Annotated in this window: 15 protein-coding genes and 1 tRNA gene; 8 read left to right on the top strand and 8 right to left on the bottom strand. The window is 74.0% G+C overall.

Annotated features, from left to right (window positions below):
• Positions 1-36: 36 nt before the first annotated feature.
• Positions 37-1,677: a glucose-6-phosphate isomerase gene (pgi, locus tag A7B18_RS08175; RefSeq protein ID WP_102126194.1), complete on the bottom strand. Its 1,641-nt coding sequence runs from the start codon at positions 1,675-1,677 to the stop codon at positions 37-39.
• 46 nt (positions 1,678-1,723) lie between these two features.
• Entirely contained in the window at positions 1,724-2,398 is a 675-nt protein-coding gene (locus A7B18_RS08170; RefSeq protein WP_102126193.1) for a TetR/AcrR family transcriptional regulator, read from the bottom strand.
• Positions 2,399-2,629: 231 nt separating this feature from the next.
• On the opposite strand from A7B18_RS08170, the gene hpf reads away from it, so the two are divergent.
• From hpf to A7B18_RS08155, 3 genes are all read left to right on the top strand, one after another.
• Positions 2,630-3,193 (top strand): ribosome hibernation-promoting factor, HPF/YfiA family, encoded by a 564-nt coding sequence (hpf, locus tag A7B18_RS08165; protein WP_102126192.1) that lies wholly within the window; start codon positions 2,630-2,632, stop codon positions 3,191-3,193.
• Positions 3,194-3,310: 117 nt separating this feature from the next.
• Positions 3,311-4,396 carry a butyrate kinase gene (locus A7B18_RS08160; RefSeq protein ID WP_102126191.1) on the top strand — a complete coding sequence of 362 codons (1,086 nt, stop codon included), beginning with the start codon at positions 3,311-3,313 and terminating at the stop codon, positions 4,394-4,396.
• A gap of 1 nt (position 4,397) precedes the next feature.
• Positions 4,398-4,772: a hypothetical protein gene (locus A7B18_RS08155; RefSeq protein WP_102126190.1), complete on the top strand. Its 375-nt coding sequence runs from the start codon at positions 4,398-4,400 to the stop codon at positions 4,770-4,772.
• Positions 4,773-5,020: 248 nt separating this feature from the next.
• On the opposite strand, the gene A7B18_RS08150 is transcribed toward A7B18_RS08155, so the two are convergent.
• Positions 5,021-5,097, bottom strand: a tRNA-Met gene (locus tag A7B18_RS08150).
• Between the two features lie 154 nt (positions 5,098-5,251).
• Here A7B18_RS08150 and fni point away from each other — a divergent pair.
• Positions 5,252-6,292: a type 2 isopentenyl-diphosphate Delta-isomerase gene (gene fni, locus A7B18_RS08145; RefSeq protein WP_245872790.1), complete on the top strand. Its 1,041-nt coding sequence runs from the start codon at positions 5,252-5,254 to the stop codon at positions 6,290-6,292.
• Between the two features lie 9 nt (positions 6,293-6,301).
• On the opposite strand, the gene alr is transcribed toward fni, so the two are convergent.
• Positions 6,302-7,381: an alanine racemase gene (gene alr, locus A7B18_RS08140; RefSeq protein WP_102126189.1), complete on the bottom strand. Its 1,080-nt coding sequence runs from the start codon at positions 7,379-7,381 to the stop codon at positions 6,302-6,304.
• Between the two features lie 135 nt (positions 7,382-7,516).
• On the opposite strand from alr, the gene A7B18_RS08135 reads away from it, so the two are divergent.
• Both A7B18_RS08135 and A7B18_RS08130 read left to right on the top strand, forming a co-directional pair.
• The gene (locus A7B18_RS08135) at positions 7,517-9,463 is read left to right on the top strand and encodes a hypothetical protein (protein ID WP_102126188.1); all 1,947 of its coding nucleotides are present in this window, start codon (positions 7,517-7,519) and stop codon (positions 9,461-9,463) included.
• A 64-nt stretch (positions 9,464-9,527) separates the two neighbouring features.
• Positions 9,528-9,968 carry a hypothetical protein gene (locus A7B18_RS08130; RefSeq protein WP_102126187.1) on the top strand — a complete coding sequence of 147 codons (441 nt, stop codon included), beginning with the start codon at positions 9,528-9,530 and terminating at the stop codon, positions 9,966-9,968.
• Positions 9,969-10,041: 73 nt separating this feature from the next.
• Here A7B18_RS08130 and A7B18_RS08125 read toward each other — a convergent pair whose 3' ends face one another.
• Positions 10,042-10,734 (bottom strand): ABC transporter ATP-binding protein, encoded by a 693-nt coding sequence (locus tag A7B18_RS08125; RefSeq protein WP_102126249.1) that lies wholly within the window; start codon positions 10,732-10,734, stop codon positions 10,042-10,044.
• 5 nt (positions 10,735-10,739) lie between these two features.
• Entirely contained in the window at positions 10,740-11,900 is a 1,161-nt protein-coding gene (locus A7B18_RS08120; protein ID WP_102126186.1) for an ABC transporter permease, read from the bottom strand.
• 103 nt (positions 11,901-12,003) lie between these two features.
• Here A7B18_RS08120 and A7B18_RS08115 point away from each other — a divergent pair, with 103 nt between their 5' ends.
• Together A7B18_RS08115 and A7B18_RS08110 are read left to right on the top strand one after the other, a co-directional pair.
• Positions 12,004-12,513, top strand: a complete 510-nt coding sequence (locus A7B18_RS08115; RefSeq protein WP_180970070.1) for a PH domain-containing protein — start codon at positions 12,004-12,006, stop codon at positions 12,511-12,513.
• The gene (locus tag A7B18_RS08110; protein WP_102126184.1) at positions 12,510-13,499 is read left to right on the top strand and encodes a DUF2379 family protein; all 990 of its coding nucleotides are present in this window, start codon (positions 12,510-12,512) and stop codon (positions 13,497-13,499) included. The genes A7B18_RS08115 and A7B18_RS08110 overlap by 4 nt, the downstream gene beginning before the upstream one ends.
• Positions 13,500-13,506: 7 nt before the next feature.
• On the opposite strand, the gene A7B18_RS08105 is transcribed toward A7B18_RS08110, so the two are convergent.
• Both A7B18_RS08105 and A7B18_RS08100 read right to left on the bottom strand, forming a co-directional pair.
• Positions 13,507-14,226, bottom strand: a complete 720-nt coding sequence (locus A7B18_RS08105; protein ID WP_245872788.1) for a YqjF family protein — start codon at positions 14,224-14,226, stop codon at positions 13,507-13,509.
• Between the two features lie 83 nt (positions 14,227-14,309).
• Entirely contained in the window at positions 14,310-15,890 is a 1,581-nt protein-coding gene (locus tag A7B18_RS08100; protein WP_102126183.1) for a HAMP domain-containing protein, read from the bottom strand.
• Positions 15,891-15,931 lie beyond the last annotated feature (41 nt).

Genomic DNA, 15,931 nt, shown 5'->3' with positions numbered 1-15,931 from the left:
GGTGTGATCCGGCAGCAGGGGAGCGACAGGCTTCTCTTACCCCCGCCGCGCCCGGTACCGCCGGATCAGCGCGGTCGTGCTGGAGTCGTGCGAGAGCTGCGGCTCGCCCTGTGCCTGAAGCTCGGGCACGATCTTCCCGGCGAGGACCTTGCCGAGTTCCACGCCCCACTGGTCGAAGGAGTTGATGTTCCAGATCGCGCCCTGCACGAAGACCTTGTGCTCGTACAGGGCGACCAGGGCCCCCAGCGTGCGCGGGGTGAGGCGGTCGGCGAGGATCGTGTTCGTCGGACGGTTCCCCTCGAAGACCCGGTGCGGCGCCAGCGTGGGGGAGACGCCCTCGGCCTCCACCTCCGCCTGCGTCTTCCCGAAGGCGAGGGCTTCGGTCTGCGCGAAGACGTTCGCCATCAAGAGGTCGTGGTGCGGCGGCAGAGGATTCAAGGTCTGGCAGAAGCCGATGAAGTCGCAGGGAATCAGGCTGGTCCCCTGGTGGATGAGCTGGTAGAAGGCGTGCTGCCCGTTCGTCCCCGGCTGGCCCCAGACGACCGGCCCGGTCTGGTAGTCCACGTTGCGTCCGTCCAGTGTGACGTGCTTGCCGTTGCTCTCCATGTCGAGCTGCTGGAGGTACGCCGGGAAGTACATCAGGTACTGGTCGTAGGGCAGCACCGCGTGCGTCTGCGCGTCGAAGAAGTCGCGGTACCACAGGCCAAGGAGCCCAGTTAGAACGGGGAGGTTGCTCTCCAGCGGCGCCGTGCGGAAGTGCTCGTCCATGTCGTGCAGCCCGGCCAGGAATTCGCGGAAGCCGTCCGGACCGACCGAGATCATCAGGCTCAGGCCGATGGCGCTGCCGACGCTGTAGCGGCCCCCCACCCAGTCCCAGAAGCCGAACATGTTCTCGGTGTCGATGCCGAACTTGGAAACCCCCTCCGCGTTCGTGCTCACCGCGACGAAGTGCCGGGCGACCGCCGCATCGTCCCCCAGCGCCGCGAGCAGCCACGCCCGCGCGCTCGTCGCGTTCGCCATCGTCTCCTGGGTGGTGAAGGTCTTGCTGGACACGATAAAGAGCGTCTCTTCCGGGTCGAGGTCGCGCGTCTTCTCGGTGAGGTCGGTGCCGTCCACGTTGGAGACGAAACGCAGGGTGAGGTCGCGCCGGGCGTAGAACTTCAGCGCCTCATACGCCATCACGGGCCCCAGGTCCGAGCCGCCGATCCCGATGTTCACGATGTTGCGGATGGGCCGCCCGGTGAAACCCAGCCACCCGCCCGAGCGCACCGAGTCGGCGAAGGCGGCCATGCGGTCGAGCACCTCGTGAATCTCGGGGACGACGTTGTGGCCGTCCACCCGCACCTCCGAGCCCCGGGGAGCGCGCAGGGCCGTGTGCAGCACCGCCCGGTTCTCGGTCACGTTGATCCGCTCGCCCGCGAACATGGCGTCGCGCCGTGCCTCCACCCCCGCCGCCCGCGCGAGGCCGAGCAGCAGGCGCAGCGTCTCGTCGGTGACCCGGTTCTTGGAGTAGTCGAGGTAGAGGCCCGCCCCCTCGGCGCTCAGGCGCTCGCCCCGCGTGGGGTCGGCGGCGAAGAGGTCACGCAGATGCAGGCCCGCGACCTCGCGGAAGTGGTCTTGCAGCACCCTCCAGGCCGGGAGCTGCGTGAGGGGACCGGCGGCGGCGGGGAGGGTCATGGGCCGAGCATACCAACGGGCCCGGCGCGGGCGGCTTGAGCCTTCCTCAGCCCTTGGGGTCCGGCAGGGCAGACGAAGGCCCCGAGGCGGTCGGCCCGCCCGCGACGTCCCCGAGGCTCACGCCGGGGGCCAGCGCCCCGTGGATCAGCAGGCTGAAGCGGTCCTGCCAGTCGCGCAGCACCTCGCGCTGGTCACGGTAGCCGCCGTGCAGCAACGCGAGCAGGCAAGCGTCCACGAGCAGGGCGCTCAGAAGGTGCGTGTTCACCCCGTCGCGCAGCGCCCCCCGGTCGCGCATGGCGATCAAAACGGGCTCGACGAGGGCGACGAGGGTGAGCGCGGTGCGGACCCCCTCGCCGGGCTCCTCCTCTCGCCGCCCGCCCAGGACCGCGTGCCCGACCGCGCCGACGAGGTGCCGGTAGCGCACGCCGAGGTCGGCCATCCGGGCCGTGACGTGCGCCCACACCGCCTGGGGGGCCGCGCCCGCGTGCAGCCGCCGCACCGCCTCGTCGCGGGTGTCGCCCACGGTGCGCTCGAAATGGGCGAGCAGCATGTGGACCTTGCTGGGGTAATAGCGGTAGAGGTTCGTGCGGCTGACATACGCCGCGCGGGCGATGTCCTGGGCGCTCGTGGCGTCCAGGCCGCTGCGGGCGAACAGCTCGAAGGCCGCGCGGGCGATGCGCTCGCGCCGCGCCTCGTCCTGTTCGGTCCGGTCTACCTTCACGCCCTCCAGGGTAGCGCCCGGCCCGCCTCCCACGCAGCCCCCACCCTTAGGGTTGCGTTGGGGGTTGTCGGGAGAAGTCCGCCGTCAGGGCCGGGGCGGCGCCTCCAACCTCCTCACCATACCGGCCCTCATGAACTCTCGCTGTGCGCCATTCGTCTGACAGCGCACCCGGGGGGCGCTTAGAGTGGATTCCCGGAAGCTGCCTACCCTCCGGGAAAAGGACGTGAAGCCGTGCATATTTACCAGCTCTCTGGCCGGAACATGGACGTGACCGACGCGCTGCGCGATTACGTCGAGGAGAAACTCACGCGCCTGGACCGCTTCAGCGACCAGATCACCGAAGCGCGCGTGACCCTCACCGTGCGGGACGTGCGCGACGCCGCCCGGCGCAACCGCGTCGAGGTGCAGCTCAACGTCCCCAACGGCGTCATCCGCGCCGAGGAGCACCACGCCGACATGTACGCCGCCATCGACCGGGCGTCGGACGTGCTCGAGCGCCAGCTTCGCAAGTTCAAGACCCGCTACATGAAGCGCCGCCAGGACGCCCTCCCCGAGCCCGAGGCCGCTCCCCCCGAGGGAGGCACGCTGCCCGCCGAGGACGACGTGGAGGACTTCCGGCCCGAGATCGTGCGGCAAAAGCGGTTCGACATGCGCCCCATGAGCCCCGAAGACGCCGTGACCCAGATGGAGGCCCTGAGCCACGACTTCTACGTCTTCAGGAACATGGACACGGGCGGCTGCGCCGTCGTCTACCGCCGCCGCGACGGCAACTACGGGCTGATCGAGCCGAGCTGAGCGCCCGCGGCAGACGGGGTGGGGAGGGTGGGGCGCAGGTCCCGTCCTCCCCACCCCTCACGTTCCCCTCATGGGCCCGGGCGCGGGGAGCCTGCCATCTGCTAGGCTGGGGCGTTCATGATCGCGCATGTGGTCAATCCCGGGTCCAGCAGCGTGAAGCTCGCGTGCGCGACCGTCCTGCCGGGCGACAACCCGGCCCTGCCCGGCCAGCTCCGGGTCAGCCTCACCCGCGCGGAGGTGCCGCTGCCCGGCCCGCCCGGCGAGGACGACCTGGGGGCGCTGACGCGGGCGGTGCTGGAGGCGACCGCCGATTGGCCCGCCCCCGACGCGCTCGTCGCCCGGGGGGGCTGGCTGGGGCAGGTGCGGGCGGGCACGTACCGGGTCACGCCCGAGCTGGCGCGCTTCGCCGCCTCGGCGGGCCGGGACGCGGCGGGGCTCGGGGGCGCCCTCGCGCTCGCCGTCGCGGAGGTGCGGGGGGTGCCCGCCTTCGTGGTCGACCCGCAGAGCGTGAACGAGCTGCTGCCCGAGGCCCGCGTGACCGGGGTGGCGGGCGTGACCCGAGGGGCCCGCTTCCACGCCCTCAACGCCCGGGTGGTCGCCCGCCGCGCCGCGCACGAGGTCGGCAAGCGGCTTCAGGACGCCCGCGTGGTCGTCGCGCACCTGGGGGCCACCACCAGCGTGACGGCCTTCGACGGCGGGCGGGCGGTGGACACGACGGGCACCGGCCCCGACGGCGGCCCGCTGGGGGCGCTCCAGGCCGGGCCGCTGCCCACGGGCGCCCTGCTGGGCCTCGCCCGGGAGCGACCTGACGCCGAGGTGCGCCGCCTCCTCGCCGCCGAGAGCGGGTTCCTGGCGCTGACGGGCACGGCGGACCTGCGGGAGCTGGAGGCGCGCGAGGCGACCGACCCCGCCGTGCAGGCCGCCACCGCCGCCTTCGTGCACGGGGCGTGCAAGGCCGTCGGCGAGCAGTGCGGGGCGCTTCCGGCCCGCCCGGACGCGCTTGCCCTGACGGGGGGCATCGCCCGCTGGGACAGCCTGGTGGACCGCATCGAGCGGCGGCTCGCGTGGATCGCCCCCGTCATCGTGATTCCCGGCGAACTCGAACTCGAAGCGCTCGCCGAGGGCGCGGGCCGCGTGCTCCTCGGGCTGGAGCCGCCGCGCGAGTGGACGCCGCCCGCCGTGCCGACTGCCGGGAGCGGCTGACATGGCCCGCCGCCGCCCGCCCCGCGCCGCCCCCGAGCCCATCCGCGCCACGAGCATGTGGCGGGTGGATCAGGTCTTTCTCGCCCGGCGGGGCCAACGGGTCGAGGTCATCTGTTCCCTGGTGAACGACCGGGGCGGCCTGCGCAACCTCAGCGTGGTCGCCCCCACCGACGACCCCCGCGAGGCTGTCCGGCACGCGGCCCGCTTCGTCGCGGGCAAGGGCAACGTCAGCTCCGCCCGGCAGGCCCGCGTCCGCTGGGCGCGCGAACAGACGACCACCCTGCAAGACGAACTCATCCGCGACGTGGCCCTGGAGGACGACTTTCAGGACGCCTTCGAGGACACGCTGGCCGAGGTGCGCGACCGGATGCGGTAGGGAGGAGATCGAACAACCTGCGGCTCTCTTCTGGCACGCCTGAGCCGCCTCGGTCGCGCTCAGCCCAATAACCTGTATGGGTCCCACCCCGGAGCACCGGGCAGAAGAAGACTTGTCACCCTGAGCTGAGCGTAGGGTCCCTGAATGGCGTCGAGAGGCGCTTTACCTCACTCGGCACGACATTGTTTTCCCTACAAATGCTTCCGGGCAAAGCAAAAAACCCCACCTCTCCCGGTGGGGTCTCTCTTTGGTTGCAGGGACAGGATTTGAACCTGTGACCTCCGGGTTATGAGCCCGACGAGCTACCAGACTGCTCTACCCTGCGTCGCCCTTTGCATCCGGCGTTTTCCGGCGCTCAGGAATAGTAGCGCGGAGTTCCCGATCTGTCAACCTCCACAGCCCGTGGGTGGAGGAGCAGCCGGGAGGCTCCGTACCCCAGCCCACCGCCCGGGAGGGCTCGGGCGCGTAGGCTGGGCCGTGTGACGGCGGGCGACGTGGTTCCGGAGGAGGCCAGCGGCATCCAGGCCCGCAAGCTGCGGCATATCGAGGCTTGTCTGTTGCCAGAAAGCCAGTACGCGGGAGTGACGACCGGGCTGGAGCGCGTACCCTGGCCATACCGGGCGCTGCCGGAACTCGACCTGGAGGCGGTGCGGCTGGAGACGACCTTCCTGGGCAAGAGCCTGCGGGCGCCCGTGTTGATCGGCGCGATGACGGGCGGGGCCGAGCGGGCGGCCTTGATCAACCGCCGCCTCGCCACCGCCGCCGCCCGGCTGGGGGTCGGCATGATGCTCGGGTCGCAACGGGTGATGCTGGAGCGCCCCGAGGTCGCCGCCAGCTTCCGGGTGCGCGAGGTGGCCCCGGACATCCTCCTCGTCGGCAACCTCGGCGCGGCGCAGTTCGGGCTGGGGTACGGGGCGCGCGAGGCCACGCGGGCGGTGCGCGAGGTCGGGGCCGACGCCCTCGCCATCCACGTCAACCCGCTTCAGGAGGCCCTGCAAGCGGGCGGGGACACGCGGTGGGCGGGGCTGACGGCACGGCTCGCGGAGGTCGTGCCCGCGCTTCCCTTTCCGGCCCTGCTCAAGGAGGTCGGGCACGGGCTGGACGCGCGGACGGTTCGCGCGGCGGCGGGCCTGGGTTTCGCGGCGCTCGATGTGGCGGGCGCGGGCGGCACGAGCTGGGCGCGGGTCGAGCAGCTCGTCCACTACGGGGCCGTCCTGAGTCCCGACCTGTGCGAGGTGGGCGTTCCGACCGCGCGTGCCCTGCGAGACGCCCGCCGGGCCGCCCCCGACCTGCCCCTGATCGCCTCGGGCGGCATCCGCACCGGGCTGGACGCCGCCCGCGCCCTTGCGCTCGGGGCTCAAGTCGTCGCGGTGGCCCGCCCGCTCCTCGAACCCGCACTGGAAAGTGCCGAGGCGGTGGAGGCGTGGCTGGCGCGCTTCATCCACGAGCTGCGGGTGGCCCTCTTCGTCGGGGGGTACGCGGGCGTGGAGGAGGCGCGGGGGACGGCGCGGCTGGGGTGAGGGACCGTCCTACCCTCCCGCCGTCACCGTCTCCGGAATCAGCACCCGTTCCACCCGCGCTCCCACGCCCGTCAGCACCTCGTATTCGACCGTGCCTCCCCAGGCGGCCACGTCGCCGACGGTAATCCCTCCGGCCCCCCAGACCTCCACCCAGTGACCGGGCCGGACTTCCAACCCGGTCACGTCCACCATGCACTGGTCCATGCAGATGCGGCCCAACACGGGGCGGCGCTCGCCCGCGACGAGGACGTGGGCTTGCCCGGTCGCGTTGCGGGGATAGCCGTCCGCGTAGCCGAAGCCCACCGTGGCGACCGTCGTCTCGCGCGTCGCCCGCCACAGCCCGCCGTAGCTGACGGTCTCGCCGGGGTGGACCGGGTGGACGTGGGTCACGCGGGCGCGCAGGGTCATCACCGGGGTCAGGCGGGCCCGGTCACGCAAGTGCGCGGGCGCGAAGCCGTAGGCGGCCAGACCGGGGCGCGCGAGGGCGAGGCCGGGCAGCGCCCCGAAACTCAGCACGCCGCCCCCGTTCGCCGCGTGGGCGAGCACGGGCGGCAACGCCTCCAGCACCCGCCGGAAGCGGGCGAGTTGCTCGTGCGCAAAGGAGAGGTCGGGCTCGTCGGCGGTGGCGAAGTGGGTGTAGGCCCCCTCCAGCATCCCCCGTTCGGCGAGACGCAGGCCCACGGCGACGGCCTCCTCGGGGCGGGCGCCGAGGCGGTTCATGCCGGTGTCCACCTTCAGGTGCGCGCGGGCGTGGGGGGGCAGGGCGTCCGCCTCGGCCAGGGAGGCGACGGGCAGCCGCACACCCAGGTCGGCGAGGGGGGAGACCTCCTCCGGGGCGGGCGGGGTCAGCAGCAGAATGGGCTTGCCGAGCCCCAGCGCGGCGAGGGCCACGGCCTCCTGCGGCACCGCCACCCCGAAGCCCCACACGTTGGGGTGGCGGGCGGCGACTTGGGCCACCGCCTCCAGGCCGTGCCCGTAGGCGCCCGCCTTCACCGGCAGCAGCAGCCGGGCTCCCCCCCGCCGGGCGAGCGCGGTGAGGTTGCCTGTCAGGGCGGCTTCGGAGATCAGGGCCTGGGCGCGGGGCAGCACCCCCCCATGCTAGGCGCCCCGGTGCCTGGGCGCGGAGGCGAAGGCCACGCTGTCTGGACCCCTCACCCCCGGCCTCTCCCCCCGGCAGGGGAGAGGGCCCCGTGGCGGGCGGGGGCCCGTGTATCCTGGCCGCAAGTGACCCTGCGCCGCGTCCTCTCCCGCACCGCGTTCGTGACCCTGGCCGCCCTGGCAGGCCCCCTCGCCCCCGCCCAGACCGCCGCGCTCGGCGGCACCCTGCCCCTGGTGTCGGTGGGCCAGGGGTGGCCGCAGGCGCAGGAGACGTACGTGATCCGCGTCTCTGCGGCGGACGCCGGCAAACCCCTCGGGCTGGAGGTCTACAGCCCGTCTCTCAACCTCGCGGACGCGGAGGGTCGGCGCGGGCCGGTCTACCTCGGGGACGAGGCGGGCCGCCGGGGCGAGGCTTTCGAGACGACCTTCGCCCTCTCGGGGCCCGGCGGCGTGATCGCCGAGCGGCGCTTCGCTCCCACCCGCGAGCACACCTGGGAGGGCCTCTTCGCGGGCGGGCTCCCGGCGGGCACCTACACCCTGCAGGTGGGCAGCCGGGGCGACGGCAAGAACGCCTTCGCGCTGCGGGTCGCCGCGCCCTTCGCGCTGGAGACGACCGCCTTCTCGGCGGGGGCCCGGGGGAACGACCCCGCGCCCGTCCTCGTCGCGCGGCTCAACGTGACCTCGGCGTGGGTGGGGAGGCCCTTCGACATCTCGAACTACGACCTCGACGGGGCGCGCGAGGTCGAGACCTGGGCCGTGCTGCCCGGCGGGCGGCGGGTGAACCTCACCCCCAGCGCGAACGGGAAGGCGGCCACCGACCGCTTCACCGTCACGGCGGATGGGCTCGGGGAGTGGCAGGTCTTCCTGCGGGTCTTGCCCACGACCCGGCAACCCTCGAACGCGCTGCGCTACGCCTTCCGCCTCGGGGGCACGCTCGTCCGGGCGCGGGTGGGCGGCTTTACCCCGCCGAGGGGCGCGCGGCTGACGAACCGCCTCCTGGTGGATGTGGTCGATCCGCAGGGCCGCCCGGTTCCCGGGGCGAGCTACACGGTGACGGGGGACAATCTCGTGCGGCCCAGCCTCCCCCCCGGGTACGTGCCCGTGGGGAGCACCCTGTTGGAGGGCACGGGCAACGTGGTGTCCCCCACCGAGGTGCGCTACCGCCCCGGCTTCACGCGGGTGCGCTTCGTGGCCCGCTCGCCCCAGGGCTTTCTCACGGTGGAGACGGTCGCCGTGTTCGGGCGCGAGCGCCTGCCCCTGAGCGGCATCTCCTTCCGGGTGGCGGGCCGCAGCTTCACCACGCCCGTGAACGTGCCCCTCGCGCCCGGCGACTACCCGGTCACGCCGACCCCGCTGCCGGGGAGCACGGTGACCCCGCCTCCCCCCGCCCAGGTGACCGACAACGGCACGGGCCGGGTCACCATCGAGTACCGGGTGCGCCCCGAGGTCTCGCTCGTCACCTTTCCCGACGTGGTGGACCCCTGCGGGGTGACCCAGCTCACCGCGACGGCCCGCACCGAGTTTCCCTATCGCCTGCCCGTCCGGCTGCGGCTGACCCTCCCGGCGGGCTGGGTGAGCGACAGCCGCCCCGAACTCTCCGGGGGCCTCAGCGCCGTCTCGCCCCTGCGGCTGCGGGCGCCCGTCCGGGTGTGCCGCACCGACACCGCCGAGGCGACCCTCGACCCCTTCGACCTGCGCACCACCGGGCAGGCGCGGGTGCGCAACCCGGGCGGCGCGAACGTCACCCGCACCGTGCAGGGCGGGGGCCGCGCCGCCCTCAGCAAGACCGCCGAACCCGGCGCGCGCGGCTTCACGGTCACCCTGACCCTCAACGTGGACACCACCCTCGAAAACGTCCGGGTGATCGACCCGCTGCCCGCCGGGGGAGGCACGCCCGCCGTGCGCGGCCCCGTCTCCGTGCAGGGCCCCAGCCTCGCCAGCGTCACCCCCCGGGTCGAGGGCGAGGCCATCGTCCTCGCGCGGGTCATTCCCGGCACCTACACCCTGACCTACCCCCTCTTCACCGACCTCCCCGCCGACCGGGTGGTCACCGCGCCCGACCTGAGCTGGTAGAGAGTTCCCCCCGCCGCGTGAAGGGGGACTGCTCATGAGAGGCGGCTTCTGTTATCCTGTCCTCATGAAGCGTCTGTGGCCCGTGCCCGTGGCTGCCGTCCTGCTGGGCGCGTGCGGCACGCTGGGCACGCCCGAGCCGACCGCCGGGGACCTCCTCGCCGCGCCGACCACCTTGCAGGTCGGGGGCCGCAGCCTGCGCGCCGAGGCGATCCCGACCCTCTCGGAGGACACCTTCCGGGTGCGGGTGCGGGTCCAGACCAAACACGCCCCGATTCCCGACCTCCAGGTCACGGGCGTGTACGTGGTCACGGAGGACGGGGTGTGGAACGCGCCCGTCGCCGCCCGCGACCGCCGCCACTGCGGCGAGGACCGCTGCCTCCAGGGGACCGGGCGCGGCGCCGCCGAGGGCCTGCACTCCGGAGAGGGCGTGCAGGTCGTCGTCAGCCTCAAGGACCAGAAGGGCCGGGTCCTGTGGCTGCGCGACGCGCGGGCGAGCATCCAGTAGCCCCGCTGCGAGGGGAAGGCAGAAGGCTGAAGGTGTCCACCCCTGGCCTTTTGTACCGTTCGGCCCCCGTCGATCAATTTTGGGGCGTCACCACCCCGTCCCGCACCCCCAGCGTGTGGTCGGCCAGCGCCGCCACGTCCCGGTCGTGGGTGATCAGGATGACGGTGCGGCCCGCCCGCGCGGGGCCCAGGAGGAGGTCGAGCACCCGCTTTCCCGTGCGGGTATCGAGGTTCCCGGTGGGCTCGTCCGCGAGGATCACCCGGGGGTCGCGGGCCAGGGCGCGGGCGACCGCCACCCGCTGCGCCTCCCCACCCGAGAGCTGCGAGGGCAGGTGCCCGGCGCGCTCCCCGAGTCCCACCTCGCCCAGCAGCGCCCGCGCCCGCTCGCGCCGCTCCCGGGGTGGGACGCCCGCCAGCGCCAGGGGGAACTCCACGTTCTCCAGCGCGGTCAGGATGGTCACGAGGTTGTGACTCTGGAAGACGAAGCCGTAGTTCGCCAGCCGGAAGTCCGCCCGCGCGGCCTCGGAGAGCGCGTGCAGGTCGGTGCCGTCCACCGTCACCCGCCCCGTCGTGGGGGTATCGAAGCCCGCGAGCAGGCCCAGCAGGGTGCTCTTCCCGCTGCCGCTGGGCCCCACCACCGCCGTCAGTCCGGGCGGGAAGGCGTGGGTGAAGGGGGCGAGCGCCGTCACCGTGCCCTCGCCGCTGGGGTAGACGCGGGAGAGCTTCTCGACCGAGAGGACGGACCCGGCGGGGGGGGAGGGGGCCACCGTCGTCACACCCGCCCCAGCGCCTCGGTGATGCTCAGACGGCTCGCGCTGCGGGCGGGGAGGAGGCCGGAGACGAGGCCGAGGAGCAGGCTGATGCCCAGGGCGAGCAGGGCCAGCCGGGGCGTGAGGGCCGCCGCGTCGATCCCGGCGAGGTTCTGGGTGTAGAGGTTGACCACCCAGATGCCGCCCAGGCCGAGCAGCAGCCCGCCCACCCCGCCCGCGAGCGCGAGGAGCAGCGACTCGGTGAGGACGAGTGTGCGCACGAAGCCGGGCCGCGCCCCGATGGCGCGCAGGGTGCCGAACTCGCGGGTGCGCTCGAAGACGCCCATCATGACCGTGTTCGCCACCGCCAGCCCGCCCACGATCAGGGCGATGAGGGAGATGCCGAAGCGCACCGCGTCGCTGATCCGCAGCGCCCGGTCCACGAAGGAGAGGAAGTCCGATTGGGTCTGCGCCTCGACGTTCAGCCGCCCCGCCAGCGTGTCGGCGACCCGGCGGGCGTCGCGCGGGTTCGCCAGCCCCAGCGCCACGAGGGACACCCGGCCCTGCGCCCCCTCCACCCGTTGCAGGGTGGAGAGCGGCAGGAAGATGAAGTTGTCGACCAGCCCCGACTCGGGCGCGAGGACGCCCACGACCTGCGCCCGGTTGCGGCGGTTGAGGTTGAGCACCGAGCCCGGCCCCAGGCGGAGGTTTTGCGCCGCCTTCGCCCCGACGACCGCCACCCCCCGCCCCTCGTCCGCCGGGGTGAGCGCCCGCCCCTGCGCCGGGGTCACCCTGGGGAAGACCGCCCCCACCCCCTGCGCCGCCGGGAGGCCGTAGAGCACCACGCTCTGCGTCACGTCGAGGCTGCCCCGCACCGTCATCACGACGGGGGTGACGGTGGTGATGCCCAGTTCCCCCGCGAGGTTCCGGATGTCTCCCACGACCGACTGCGGGAGGTTGGGCTGCGGCGCGAAGCCCTGCGAGAAGCCGCTGAGGCTGACCTGCACGTCGGGGCCGATGCCGCCGAGTTCCGCCGTGAAGACCTTGCGGATGCCCTCGCCGAGGGACAAGAAGACCACCATGCTCGCCACCGCCACGGTGATGCCGAGCGCGGTGAGGAGCGTGCGCACCGGGCGGCGCGATAAGCCCCGCCACGCGAGCGCCCAGAGATCGGAGCGTTTCACGTGCCCAAGCTACGCCGTTCGTCCAGAGACGAGGGCGGGAAGGGTCGCGGTTGAGCTTGGACAGGCGGGCAGAGTCCATCCCGCCACCGCTAGACTGCCTGCCATGAGCGCTGCCCCCACAAGCGAAGGTGTGCCGGTCGCGCGGCCAGAGGCGCCGTCCACCCTGTGGTGGGTGATCCTGGGGGTGCCGCTGGTGGTGGCGGGGCTGGCGGCCCGGTCGTCCGGGGACGCCGTGTGGCCGCTCGGGGCGCTGGCCGCGCTCCTGGCCGCCGCCTTCTGGCTCGCGCCGCGCCGCCTGTCGTATTCCTTGGAAAAAGACGCCCTGGTGGTCACCCGCCTGACGGGCCGCACCGCCCTGCCCTACGCCGAGATCACCGCGCGCAGGTCGGCGGGGCGGCTCGGGGTCCGCCTCTTCGGGACCGGCATGCCCGGTTACCTCACGGGTCTTTTCTCCTTCGGGCCGGACGCCGTATCCCGGGTGCAGGCGGCGGCGAGCCGGACCCGGGGCGGCGTGATCGTGGAGCGCGGGGGCACGGCTTTCTTTCTGACGCCCGCCGACCCGGACGCCTTCCTGCGGGCGCTCGCGGCGCGGGGCGTGCGGGTGGGCGCATGACGGGCGGGGGGCCGCCCCTCACCCTGTTCCCCGACCTGGGTGACCTCCTGCGGCTGCACCCCGCCTTCAACGCGGGCACGGTCGCCGAGGTCCTGCGCTTTCTCGGTGTCTCCGAGGTGGGCTGGGCGAGCGGCGCCGACCCCGACCACCCCCTGCGGGACGCCCTGCCCGCCGCGCGCTTCCGCCTCCGGGAGCTGGGGGGGGACGACGGGGCCGCGCAGGCGGAGGCCGACCATGAGCAGTTCGTCTCCTTCCTGAGCCAGTATCCCCAGGGCCGCGAGCGATTGCGGGCGGCGTCAAAGGCGGAGCGCGAGTTCGCGGCGGTGGTGACGGCCCCCCTCACCCCCCAGCGGGCCCTGGGTGCCGAGGTGCTGGACGCCGCCCGCGCCTACCACGCCGCCGTCCGAGCCGCCCTCGACGAGGGGCCGGGCACGCGCTGGCGGGAGCGGCGGTTGACGGCGCTCGCCACCGCCCTGGAAGGGGAGCGGGGTGCGGTCCTCGTCCCCCTCGACGACCTGCCGGAACTGCTGGGCCGCCTGCCCGCCGCCCAGCCGCCCGACCTGACGGCCTTTGTCCCCGGCGAGACGAGCCGCCTGCGCGCCCTAGCCGACCGCGCGTGGCAACTGCGGGAGGACGACGACCTCGGGGCGCTGCTGGACGCGTTGGGCCGCGAGACGGGCGACGCCGTGACGCCGAAGCCCGAGCTCGACGCCGCCGCCGCGGGCATCCACCTCGCCGTGGGGGACCTGCCCGCCGCCCGCGCCCTGCTCGAACGCGCCGCCCACGCCCTCACGGACGACGTGCCGCGCAGCCTGCCGGGCCTCGTCCTCGCGCGGCTGGGGCAGGTGCGCGACGCGCAGGGGGACCGGGAGCTGGCCGTGCGGACCTACCGGGCGGTGCTGGCCCTCTCGTACGTGCCCACCGTCGCGCGGGAAACGGCCCAGGCGGGATTGCAGGAGGCGTTCCGGCTGGAGGGGGTCGAATAGACGGGCCTCAGCGCACCCGCTCCAGCGGCCACGCCCGCACCTCCAGATGTTCGGCGTGCAGGAGGTGCGGCTCGCCCCCCAGGGTCACCCCCAGCCCGTCCGCGAGGGTGTTCTCGGTGACCACGGCCTCGGCGCGGCGCAGCGGCCACGCGACGTGATCGACCCGGCCCCGGTAGAGGCGGCCCCGCCTATCCAAGCTGTAGAGCAGGAGGCGGTCGGTGAGCCAGGCGTCGAGGCTCTCCGGTGCCGGGTCCAGGGCCGGGCCCACCGGGCGGTACGCGGCGGCGAAGCGGGCCGGGGGCGCGCCCCGGTGGGTCCGCAGGCTGGCATAGCGCGTGACCCCCTCCCGCGTGTCCGCCCACATCCGCGCGTCGAAGTAGGGCAGGTGGAAGAGGCCCCGGGCGAGGCGCACGGCGAGCGGCTGGGCGGCGTCGAGGCTGTAAAACCACACGCCGGGCACCCCGTCCACGCGGACGTAGGTCCGCAGGTTGAGTTCGGGAAAGGCGCTCACCCCAGTCACGTTGGGCAGGAGGCGGGGGGCCACCCCCGTCATGCGGAAGGGCACGGCGCCGAGCCACGCCCGGCCCCCATGCGTGTCCCCCTCGGCCCCGGCGGGCAGCGTGCGGGCGACGAGGCCGGGGTCCACCGGCCAGTGCAGGAAGCACAGGTCCCGCCACGTCATCCGCAGGACCCAGGGACCGCGCGGCGGGGGGAGGGCGGGTCGCATGGGCAAGAGCATACGGCCCGGACGCCCTCAGGGGGCGCCCCGGCAGCGGAGGACCGGGGCGCGTCGGAGGTCGGGCTGGGAGGTCAGCGCTTGCGGCGGCGCAGGCGGTCCATCGCGGCTTCCAGGCTCAGGCGCATGCGCTCCAGGGCCTGCGAGAGGTCGCCGATCTCGTCGTTGCGCCCCGCCTGCACCGGGCGGGTGAGGTCGCCCATGCTGATCGCGTCGGCGACCTTCACGAGGCGCTCGATAGGCTGGACGACCCGGCGGGCGCTGCGCACGGCGAAGGAGGCGGCCAGCCCCAGGGCGAGCAGCGACACGGCGAGCACGAGCAGCAGCGTGTTGCGCAGGTTGGCGGCGGCCTGCGTGTTGCTCACGCCCACGGCGATGCGGTAGAGCAGCGTGGGCGAGTTTTCCGTGCCGGAGATGGTCGTGCGCTCCCCGTCTTTGGTCTCCATCACGCCGATGCGGCTGACCACGTAGCTCGTCCGTGACGCCTGCTGGTTTTCCTTCGCGTCGGCGAGGCGGCGCAGCCGCTGGGCCTGGGCGGAGTTGCCCGCGCCGACCTCGGTGAGCTGGGCGAGCTGTTCGCGGTAGGCGCCGGCGGGGCTGCCGCTCGCCACGAAGGTGCCCGTCTCGGGGTTTTCTCCCAGGAAGCGGGCGACCCGGCCCTGGAGCACGCCGTCGAGTTCGGGGGTCGCGCTGCGGAAGTAGGTTGCGCCGTCGGGGAGTTCCACCCGCACGAACCCCACGTCCGAGCGGCGCAGCAGGGTGTCGAGCTGGGCGTTCACCGTCTCCTGGTCGCGCGTGTCGAGGCTGGTGCCCACCGCCACCGCCACCGATTGCGCGTTTTGCTCGACAAGCTGGCGTTGCAGCCCCGGCAGGATCGTGGTGAGCAGCCCCAGCGTGACCGCCGTGGAGAGCACCAGCGGCGCGAGCGCCCCGAAGGTGAGTTGCCGCGCGAGGCTGCGCCGCGGCCCCAGGTTCTGGCGCGGCTCGTCCGACACCGCCGTCAGGTACGTCTCCGCCGCCGCGCCGGAGGCCGCCGGGGACGGGGACGCGGATTCGGTCACCGTCAGGGCGCCCGTGAAGTCCGACCAGATGTCCTGGCTCGCCGGGGGCGCGCTCGCCTGCACCTCCCCGGCGGGCGCGCTCACCGGCACCGGGGCGACGATCTCGGGCCCGCCGAGGCGGGGCGCCGGCGCGAACGGGTCGGGGGCGAAGGGGCCGGAAGCAAAAGGGTCAGGGGCGAAGGGGTCCGCCGCCACCCGGGGGGGAGCCGCGAGGTCCGCCCACGCCTCCTCGGCGGGGGGGGCGAGCACCCCCAGGGCGGCGGGCTCCGGCGCGAGGGCCACGCCACCCTCGGGGTCGGTATCGGAGCGCCGGGGGGCGGCGGGGGTGCTGGGGACCCCCTGGAAGGGGCCCGAGAGCACCGCCGTCTCCTCGCGGACCTCCTCCAGGGTGGCGGGAACGCCCGCCTCCTGGAAGACGCGCAGCAGCAGCTCGGCGCGGGCGCGCCCGGTGGGCTTCATCAGGCGGCCCGCGCGGCGGGAGGCGAGCCGCGCGGCCTGCTCGGGCGAGAGCCCGAAGCGCGTCACGAGCTGCTCTTCGAGCCCGGCCCGCACCTCCTCGGGAACGGGTTGACGGATCACGACCGTGTACTTCATGGGTTGCCTTTCCTGCCCGGTTCGCCGGGCGCAGGCTGCCG

The sequence above is a fragment of the Deinococcus planocerae genome (assembly GCF_002869765.1).
Classification (GTDB): domain Bacteria; phylum Deinococcota; class Deinococci; order Deinococcales; family Deinococcaceae; genus Deinococcus; species Deinococcus planocerae.
The sequence above is the reverse complement of the archived record's forward strand: the minus strand, read 5'-3'. Positions and strand labels throughout refer to the sequence as shown.